This window comes from Asaia sp. A2, from assembly GCF_057319415.1.
Genome location: NZ_JBXWTO010000025.1, coordinates 17,358 through 27,631, shown reverse-complemented (window position 1 = coordinate 27,631; position 10,274 = coordinate 17,358). Strand labels below are relative to the sequence as shown.

6 protein-coding genes are annotated in these 10,274 nt (G+C 62.2%); all 6 read right to left on the bottom strand.

Going from position 1 to position 10,274, the window contains the following annotated elements; translation table 11 throughout:
• Window positions 1-83 precede the first annotated feature (83 nt).
• Window positions 84-680, bottom strand: coding sequence for a hypothetical protein (locus ACWNRM_RS14440; RefSeq protein WP_485171397.1), 597 nt, complete (start codon window positions 678-680; stop codon window positions 84-86).
• Between the two features lie 141 nt (window positions 681-821).
• A complete protein-coding gene (locus ACWNRM_RS14435; RefSeq protein WP_485171396.1) occupies window positions 822-1,199 on the bottom strand; it encodes a DUF6915 family protein in 378 nt (125 codons plus the stop codon).
• 11 nt (window positions 1,200-1,210) lie between these two features.
• A complete protein-coding gene (locus ACWNRM_RS14430; RefSeq protein WP_485171395.1) occupies window positions 1,211-1,630 on the bottom strand; it encodes a DUF6878 family protein in 420 nt (139 codons plus the stop codon).
• Between the two features lie 124 nt (window positions 1,631-1,754).
• Window positions 1,755-3,674, bottom strand: coding sequence for a ParB N-terminal domain-containing protein (locus tag ACWNRM_RS14425; RefSeq protein WP_485171394.1), 1,920 nt, complete (start codon window positions 3,672-3,674; stop codon window positions 1,755-1,757).
• 58 nt (window positions 3,675-3,732) lie between these two features.
• Window positions 3,733-4,167, bottom strand: a complete 435-nt coding sequence (locus ACWNRM_RS14420) for a DUF6878 family protein (protein ID WP_485171393.1) — start codon at window positions 4,165-4,167, stop codon at window positions 3,733-3,735.
• Between the two features lie 243 nt (window positions 4,168-4,410).
• Window positions 4,411-9,474, bottom strand: coding sequence for a DEAD/DEAH box helicase family protein (locus ACWNRM_RS14415; RefSeq protein ID WP_485171392.1), 5,064 nt, complete (start codon window positions 9,472-9,474; stop codon window positions 4,411-4,413).
• Window positions 9,475-10,274: the final 800 nt, after the last annotated feature.

The following is a 10,274-nucleotide window of genomic DNA, read 5'->3' as shown; positions in this document are numbered from 1 at the left end:
GCGGAACCCATCAGGGCCAGCAGTCCAAAACCGACTGCGCAAACAGGCCGGACAGAAGACTGCTCCTGATCAACGTCAGTGTGTCATTTTTCTCTTGCAACAAGGGAGCCATCCACAGAGGACACAAGTGCGGCGATATCCCAGCTTTCGGGCAAGTGAAGCGCGAACCAGTGGTGATATTGTTCGGTCAACGGATCTGCTGCGTTGATCCGGTCTGCTGCCTCCTGTGCCACGGCCTCGGTCGGGTAGATGTCCTCGTCGATCTCCTGATCCAAAGATCCATCCACGACGATCCAATGGCCTGCCTGCGCACCATAGGTCGCAGGATCATCGGCAAGCTGCCATGGCACGGCATTGCATTTCGATTCCAAGGCAAGAGGGTCTGCCACTGCGGCGGGCGAACCGGGATAGCATGCGGTAATTGTGGGCTCGAGCGCTCGTGTCCACTCGCTGTACAAACCAAGGTCTGCGCATCGTTCAGGCTCGCTGGTCACAAGGTTTATGACGGCGTCATTCAGCTCGATGCGGGCGCGATCTGTCATGGTCCACGGATAGATCGGCACAGCAACCACGATCTGCTCGGCAGCATGCACCTCGATTTCAGGCTGGCATTGCGACGGCATGCCGCGACAGATCGGGACGAGCAGAACAGTATCAGACCATGAGAAATCGGGACGCATGAGTGAGTCTTTCAGTTGCGGCCGGGAACCCTTTTCTCGGCTTTCTCTTCGCGGCCGCCGCAGACGCAGGGTCGGGTCAAGGGCCTTGCGCCCTTGATGCGACCGGGCGGCTGTGGCCCGCCCCTCATTTTCTGCACGCGGTTATCCAGCTCCTTTCCTCTCCTGCTCGGCCCATTCCTCAGCCAGATGCGCAAGAGGTTGCGGATTACCCATCCAGCGCTCAGGCCGTATGGCCCGCGCCCAGTCTGCAAAACTCGGAATACGACCGTGATCTTCGAGAACATGCTGTTCGGCGATGAGCCGGACCGGGACGATCCGCCCATCTGCGTTGGTGATTATGTGACCGAACTGCGCCTCGCAGGCGAAGCATCCTTCGGCATGGTGACGCAGGGCGCGATGTCTGAGATCACCAATCACAACCTTCGACCAGTCAAACCAGTCATGGATCGCCTGATAATCCTCGGGGCGACCGCCCCATTTTTTCACCGAGGAAAGAGCGTGGTGATAGGGATGAGCCATGATCAGGTGCCTCAATAGGTGTGGGAGGAATACTCGCGGTGTTCGATGTAATCGTAATGCTCCACCGATATTGATTTCCCGGCGACGTCCCAGGTGACTTCGCCGCCCCCACCAGAGCAATTTTCCCACCCGTCACGTTCCCGGCACACGAGATGCATGGCTGTCGCCTCCAGCACCTCTTTCAAAGGGGCTGTGCGCTTAGAGAGCGTCTCTTTATTCCATTGGGCCTCGAGGATAGAGACTTCGCGCTCGAGGGACGCTGTATCGGGCTCGATCCGGATATCCTCGATCCCGCCGCTATCGCTGCTTCCTTCGTAGCCGACCGTGACCCTCTGGCACCCCTGCATGGTGAGGGCTGCGAAAAGGGTCTCACGGTTCTGGGCGAAAGCTGATCTTTCACGAGCTTCATACCGGGAATATTCTGAAGGCATCTCGTTTCTCCGCGCCCATCGAGGGCGCTTGGCAAAGTGATAGGAACAAGCAGGGACCGCCCCTCCTCAAGAGAGGCGCGATCTGCATTGGCCCTGCGCAAGGGAGGGCCAATGCGCTCGAGGGTCAGACGCAGATGATTTCCACGTGGTCATCGAAATGCTTCCGCCCCGCAGGGGTGGACGCGAAGCTGTCCCGCAAGCGGGTCGACAGGGCAGCGAGGGTTGGATCGGCGGTCTTCCTCTCCGGGACGATCCCGGCCTCTGCAGCTTCGTCCTCGACGGGGTCGCTGGGCGGTATCATCTCCGTGGCAACCGCATCTGCGTCGTCGCCTGTGACGTCCTCGCCCGGGTCCTCATCTTCGGCATCCGTGTCATCCGTGTCGGTATCATTCCACCGAGCGAGGCGTCTGGCCTCTTCGGCGGCCTGAGCGCGCCAGACATCCACGGCCTGCGCGAACCCGGCCTCGGGCGGCACCCAATGACCCTGCCCCACATGGTTGATCAGGCTGGCACGCATGAGCTTGCCAGTTGCCTGTTCGGTCAGGCCGAGCGCCTGGACGGCTTTGGTGATACCGGGCTTGGAGTAGGTCTTGAGGAACTCCTCGAACGCGAGGCTCGGCATATGCGCATCGGCATTGAAGTGAACGCCCAGCAGCTGAGCCGAAAGGCCGCTGCCGGAGTGAATGCTGATCTCGCAATTCGAGATCGATTTCAGCACTGTGATCGCATGCTGGCGAAGCAGATCGGGATCACGGATAAGTACGCCTTCAGGAAAGAGTGCGCTGCGTGCCCGGGTTCTGGCGTTCTTCGCATAGGTACAATCTCTGGAGCGATCGCCATCAACGCGGATATTGCTGCTCGACAAAGCGAGCAGGAGGGCGCCGATCAGGTCCCAGGGATCGACATCGGCAGCCTGCGCATCGAGCGCCTCATCCAGTGCCCGTGTGCGGATCTCGCCTATCATCGTGTTGCCGGTGCCCGAGATATCGGCACGCTCCTTTTTGGCGACGGGAGCAGGCGCGTATGCGTCTGACGTCGAAGACGGTGCGGCGACCTCATATCGCCGGAAGTTCCACTCCTTCACCAGCAGCGTGCGAGGATCAAGCGCGTAAGCCTGCCCTTCTGTCGTATCATCGTAATGGCTCTTCCCGAAGCCATCCGGGAAAAGGGGATAACCGTTGTCATTACACTCGATCCGGATCTTGTCCTCGCCGAGCATGCTATCGATCCATGCGGTCTGCGCAGCGGAAAATGCCAAGGCGTCCCGTGTATAGCGGTTGTCTTGGTCGGCGGGCGCAAAGAGATCCTCCTCCCAGACGATTCCATGCTCCTTTGCCAGATCGTCGCCAAAACGGGCATCGCGCGCGTAAAATTCGTTATGGGAGAGGGCGTGTGCCAGCTCGATCCACTCGCAGCCCTGCGCTTCTTCCTGCGTCATACGATACTGGGCAGGGTCAGCGCCGTCCTGAACATGGTCGGACCACATTTCACACCACGCGGCCTCCTGTTCCTCGATCAGCGATTTCGCAATGGCTGCGCGCGCTTTACCCTCGGGTCCGTGACCAAGCGCAATAGCGTCTAGAATGGGGGGGTGCAGACGAGACAACAGTTCGAGCTGTTTCAAGTCGGTCGGCGTGATCATCATTGCCTTGCGAATCTGGGCGTCGCTGAGCCCTTTTTCTTTGCGCAGCCTGACCACGAACGCCCATTGATCGGGTTCGCTCATGGCCTGCCGGATCATATTCTCTGACCCGGCGATGAGCGCATCGAGTTTCTCGTCTGCCTCAGTGACGTGAACCGGGATCTCGGTGAGTTTGGCCATGATGCACGCACGAACGCGTCGTGAGCCGGCGATGATTTTCAGCGAACCATCTTCCTGCTCACGGACCAAAGGCGGGTGAATGAGACCGGCAATCTGGATGTTGAGTGCAAGGCGGCGGTCCTCTTCGTGGCAGGACGGCGTGCGGCGCGGGTTCGTATCATTGGCCACGAGGCTCTTGGGATTCACAAGGCGCAGTTCGGGTGTCGCATTGGTCACGGTCATGTCTCCTCATCTCCTGCGCTGCGCGCAGGAGCGGTTTCATTCGTAGGTTTGGGGGGGGTCAGGCCTGGAAGGTGTAGGCTTCGTGCTCGACGATGCGATGGATGTGCGAGATGGAAAGATCGCGTGTGGCAAGGTCGAAAACCGCTTCGCCGAAGCCGCCTGCCCCGTCGTTCCATCCTGGCTTGGACCGACCGAGGACGATCTGCACGCAAAGCCATGCAACATCAGACAGCGTGTCTGGGAAAATCGGAGCGAGCTGAGCGGGAAGGCCCATGGCATCGACCGCTATAGGCAGGCGAATTGCTTCAGGCAATGGCACGCTATCTGATGTCCCCTCGAAGCTGACCGTAGGGGCATCAATCCCGGCGTACTGGCAGTCATAGTTCACTCTGATCCGCTTACCGGCTCCAGCCTGCATCGCATCCCAGACAAGATCGAGATTCTGTTGAAGCGCCTTCTGACGCAGTGCCTGACAGCGCTTCAACTGTTCCATGTAGTCAGCCCCTATCAGTAGGGCGCGTTCTATCTGAGATGCCTTCTGTTTAGACATTGTCCTGCCTCCGGCTTGTGTCTCGCGCTCTATTCTCTGCGCTTGACCATTCCGGTAGCTGATGGGTCGATCCGGGTCAGTCGCGGCGCATAAGCGCCGGGACCGGACCCACGCGCAGCTTGCGAGCATGGGGAGGACCCACCGATTGATGCGGGCCGATCCCGTCAGCTACCCCCTCTCCTTCCCTCAGGCGGCTATCGGGGTTTCACCCACACCCGATGCGGCATTGGCGTCGGCGTCGGCCGCCAGATCGGCCTCGAGATCTGCAAGAGCGCGCTTCTTCTCATCGAGCGCTGCCTGGTCGCGGAACGGCGTGCCAAGCCGCGCGCGATAGGCCGGCAGACGGGCGGTGATCTCGTCACGCGCCTTGCGGGTTTCCATCAGTTCTGTCTCGATGCGGCCGAGCCGATGCTCGATTTTCGAAAGCAGGCCAAGCGGCTTGGTATCGCGATCGAACGACACTTCGGACGGGCTGGACGTGAACGCGATCGCAAGGCCTGCCTCGATCTTCGGCTCTCCGTCGTCCAGAAACCGCGTCTGCGCTGCTTCGAGCAGGATCTCGAAACCACCGATGCGACCGAGACGCCACGATCCTTCCTCGCGGTTCTTCTCCACCCTGCGCGCCTGGGACAAAAGCCATGCCCCGGCTTTCTCGCGCTCGGCCAGAACGCCCCGCGGCCCCTCGAAGGAAAAGGCCTCGCCACGCGTCTCCACACGCTGCGCGAGATCGGCCTCCAGGGCCGGGATCCGACGCTCGAGGGACGCCAGCTCACGCTCGCCAGTCTGGATCGAACGACGGACAGCGAACTGGTCATCGTAATGCGCGGCTGCAAGACGCTCGAGACGCGCGAGATCGGCTTCCAGCCCGGCTTTCTGCATCAGGCGCATATCGCCAGAGGCGAGCGCCTTGGCCATAGCGAACTGGTTGCCCTCATCGTTGATGTCCTCGATCCGACGGATCGAGCGATCGCCTGACATGGCGAGCGCGATGAAGCGCAGCTTGCGCTCGAGAAGCTGCCAGTTGGTCGCATCGACCGAGCCTTCCTGCGCATAGGCGTAGATCTCGATCTCGGCATGCTGGTTGCCCTGTCGCTCGATACGGCCCTCGCGCTGGATGATGTCAGAAACGAGCCAGGGCACATCGAGATGGTGCAGAGCCTTCAGACGAGCCTGGGCGTTGACGCCCGTGCCCATGGTGGCGGTGCTGCCAATCAGGATGCGCTTGCGTCCTGCGTTCAGATCGCCAAACAGGCGAAGCTTTGCCGCAGCCTTCTTGTAATGCTGCATGAACGCGATCTGATCGGCGGGTACGCCGAGACGGATCAGCTCGTCGCGGATATGCAGATAGGCCGAGAACCCGCGTTTCTCGAACGCGGCTTCGGTGCCGAGATCGGAAAAGATCATCTGCACGGCGCCTGGAAGCGGCGCAGTCTCTCCTGTCTGCAGATCGCGATAGGTGTTCTCGCTCGTGTCGACCCAGATGCGATGGACGCGAGCGATCAGATCGTCGAGCTTGCTGGACTCTTTGGCACCCCAGCCCACAAGACGCGGGTCGATAGCGGCATGTCGGGCATCATTGATGACCGAGAGCAGAATATCGTCGCCCTTCTGGGGCTTGCCTTCCCGCTCCTCGATCGCCTTGATCCGGTACGCAAGCGTACGCTGATAGGCCTTGAAGTCGTCATTGGCGGGCGTGACGACGATCGCACGGTGTCCGCCCTTGATCGCGGGCAGTTTGACGTAGCGGCGCAGGTCGTCCTGCTGGACCACATCGGCGAAATGGCGATACATGGCCATAAGATCAGCGACGTTGACGAACTCGGTGAAACGCGTGACGGGCTTGTAGAGCCCGCTCGGCTGCAGCTCGAGTTCGGTGCGCGTCTCGCCGAAATTCGCGGCCCAGGCATCGAACTCGTGGAGATCGCGTGCGCGCAGATCCTTGAGCGCCATGAAGCGCTGGACGGTGAACAACTCGCCAATCGTGTTCGTAATTGGGGATCCCGATGCGAGGATCAGCTCGCGACCGGAATTGCTACGGGCGAGATAGCGGGTTTTCACGAACAGATCCCAGGCACGCTGGCTGCCATTCGGGTCCACGCCCTTCAGGTCGGACTGGTTCGTCGCGAAAGAGAGCTTGCGGAACTGCTGGGCCTCGTCGACCATGATCTGGTCAATGCCGATCTCACCGAGATGCACCAGATCGTCCTTGCTGCCCTGCAGGCTCTCTAGACGCTCCTTCATCCCCTCCTTCATACGCTCGATGCGCTTGCGAGAGAGGCGATCGTCCGGATCGACATTATCGAGGATGGCCTCGTAGGACGCGATCTGGTCCTCGATCATCTCACGCTCGAAACTGCTCTCGACCGGGATGAACTTGAAGGCGTCATGCGTGATGATGATGGCGTCCCAGTTTCCCGTCGCAGCACGCGCGATAAAGCTCTGGCGCTTGGCCTTCACGAAGTTCGTCTCGTCGGCGACCATGATGTTCGCAGTCGGGTAGAGCATCAGGAACTCGCGAGCCATTTGCGCCAGGCAGTGCCCCGGCACGACGATCATCGCCTTGGAGATCAGGCCGAGGCGCTTTTGCTCCATCACGGCCGCGCACATGGAGAAGGTCTTTCCGGCACCCACGGCATGCGCCATGTAGGTGCGCCCTGAGGCAATGATGCGCCAGATGACGCGCTTCTGGTGGTCGCGCAGCATGATGGCCGAGCTGGCACCCGGCAGGCGCAGGTGGCTTCCGTCGAAGAGGCGCGGGACGAGATTGTTATAGGTCTCGTTATACAGGCGCACGAGGCGGTCGGCGCGCTCGCTATCCTGCCAGACCCAGTCCTGGAACGCCGTGCGGATCGCTCTGAGCTTCTCCTTGGCTGCCTCAGTCTCCTTGGCATTGAGCACGCGCTTTTCGACCCCGTCCTCCATATAGGTGTCGAAGATCTTCGGGCTTGCCTGTGTCAGGGCGTCCTCCAGCAGTTCGCCGGCATGACGGCGCTCCGTGCCCCAACCCGAGGTCGCCTCGGCGCGGCCGGCAAAGGCACGCTTGTCGATCGACCAGCAGGCCACGGCGGCGGTGTGGTAGATCCGGGCTTCCACGCCGATCACCTCGGACACGAAAGCCGTCACGACCTCGACAGGAACCCACGGCGCACCGAGACGGGCGGTAATGTCGCTCGGACGCAAATCCTCGGGCTGCACGGCCTCGAGGGCTGAGACGTTGCGCGCGTAGCGTGCATCGCGTGCAGCGGCTTCGCGCGCCTCGGCGAGCTTGGTGCGCACGGCACCGGAAAGATACTCGTCAGACGTCACCCATACCGGACGGCCATTGCTCGAGCGGCTTGGCTCGAGGAAGATGCTGCTGCCCAGCTCGGCCGTCACGGCTTCTTCGCTCTGCCCCATCAATTCGGCCACGATCGGCAGTTCGACGCGTCCGGCTTCATGCAGGCACACGGCCAGGGCATCATGGACGGAATGGATCTCGGGTTCGGACGGCGCCTGAATCACGCGATCGGTAAAGAGCGGCCCCGGCTCGGCCGCATCCGTCTCCTCGTCATAACGCTCGATCGAGGACACGAGCCAGACATCGGGATCGTCGAGGAAGGTCTGCAGGTTCGGGCGACGCTGGGTCTCGCTCTCGGCGCCGGTCACGGCGTCGACGCGGATTGTCGTCTTGGTGTGGTTGATCGGGCCGAACTGGCGCGTGAAGTTCAGCCAGGCACGCTTGAGGCTCGCCTGCAGACCGGCAAACGGCTTGTTCTCGAACTGCGCCCGCAGCACGGCGCGGGTCGCATCGCGCACGGGGATCATCGCCTCGATGATACGCGCGTGCTTCTGGAAGATGCCCTCCTTCTGCTCGCCCTTGCGAATGGCGACCACCCTCCCCTGCCCGCCGACGATCTGATGCAGGATGCCGCCTTCCATGAAGTAGCTGCCTTCACGCAGGTCGCCGCCCTCTTCGCGCGTCTCCTTCGCAGGGCGCACGATGCGGCTATCGGCCACGGGCGGGAAACGCAGTGCAGGTGCTATGCGGCCGAGGGCTTGGGGGAGTGCGTCAGCGAGATCCTGCCCGTCGCGCGCGACGCAGGTGTAGTCCATGCCATAGGCCGTGCTGGCCCAGCCATGAAAGCCCAGAACCTGCTCGGGGTGCGCTTCCATCCACGCATTGATGCGCAGGGCCCCCTCCCCCATGTTCGTGCCCTCGATATCGACGCAGGACAGCCAGGTCTCGTCACCGGGCATCTCGCCGATCTCGCGCTTGCGGAAGAACACGATATCCACGACCACATCCGTGCCGGCATCGGCGCGCATGGTGCTGGCCGGCAGACGTACGGCGCCCAGGAACTCGGCTTCCTCATGAATGAGCGTGCGCGCACGGGCATCGGTCTTGTCGAGCGTGTGGCGCGAGATCACGAAGGCCGCGACCCCATTGGGGCGCAGGGCATTGATCGAGCGGGCCAGGAACCAGTCATGGAGCGACAGTCCCTTGAGGTCACGCGGCTCGGCCTGGCTCACAGTACGGTTCGAGAATGGCGGGTTGCCGATCGCCAGATCGTAGCCTGTGCTCAGCTTGGCACGGGTGAAGTCCTCTGCGCGGATCCACTGCTTCGGATAGAGCTTCGCGGCGATGCGCGCCGTGAGCGGGTCCATCTCGATGCCGGTGAAGGCGATCTTTCCCTCGAGCTTTTCAGGGCGCGAAGCGACGAACAGGCCTGTCCCGCAACCCGGCTCCAGTACGGACCCGCCTGTAAAGCCACGCGCCATCATGAAGTCCCACATGGCATGAACGACCGTTTCAGGGGTGTAGTGGGCATACTGGGTCGAGCGTGCGAGGGCACTACGCTCTGCCTCGGTGGTGCAGGCTTCGAGATCGGCACCCAGCTTTTCCCAGCCCGCGCGATAGGCTTCATCGGCGCGAGGGAAAAGCGCGTTTGCCAGCTCCCCTGCCCCGAAGCCTGTGAAGCGGCTCAGCTGCGCCTGCTCTTCGCTCGTCGCGTTACGGGCCTCGCGCTCGAGGGTCGCGACCAGCTTGATCGCCTCGATGTTGTCACGGGCACGCGCCTTCCAGCCCTGCGCCAGACCACGCAGACCGGCGAGACGGAAATCAGTCTGAGGAATGACGAGGGGTTCGACCGCAGGCAACGCTGCGCCTGGTGCATCGCCCTCTTCGCCTTCCAGTTCACCCCAGAACAGGTTCGCATTGCCATCAAGGGCGGTATCGCCAAACAGGCTGAGTTGGAAATCGGCGTTCGACATCGGCTGGCATCCGTGCAGGACCGGACCTCACCAGCGCTCTGTGGCGCGGGAGGGTGCGGTGATTGGAGAGGATCCGGGATCGAGATTTTCTTTTCTCTCTCCCTTCTCCATTTCCGGCACCAGGACGCGGCGGCAGGGTTAAGCCCGGTGCGCTCGCGCGCCGGCACCGCAGCCACGCGCAGCGACCGCAGGTCGCGAGCATGGCGAGGAGCCGCGGCTTAGCCATGACGGCGGGTTCTGGTCCGCCTCTCTCCTCGCTGCCTCATCAGGCCTCCGTTCGGGGGCACGCATAGCCGCAAACGCTCTAGGCGATAGCACTGCGCTATCCGATATCTGTCAGATATCAGATAGCCCTATCGTCGCTCAAAAGGCGTCCACTTCCACCGTGCTGCGACCAGCGGGGCCCGGCGGCAGCGTTAAGCCCGGTGCGCTCGCGCGCCGGCACCGCAGCCACGCGGAGCGACCGCAGGTCGTGAGCATGGCGAGGAACCACGGCTTAGCCATGACAACGGGTTCTGGTCCGCCTCTCTCCTCGCTGCCGCAGCGGGCCTCCCATTTGGCAATGCCCGTAACCGAAAATACTATAGGTGATAGCATTGCGCTATCCGATATCTGCCAGATATCAGATAGCGTGCCAGTCCTTTCATCGATCAGAGGGCGTCTGCTTCCGCCGCGCTGCGGCCACCGGGGCCCGGCGGCAGGGTTAAGCCCGGTGCGCTCGCGCGCCGGCACCGCAGCCACGCGGAGCGACCGCAGGTCGTGAGCATGGCGAGGAACCACGGCTTAGCCATGACGGCGGG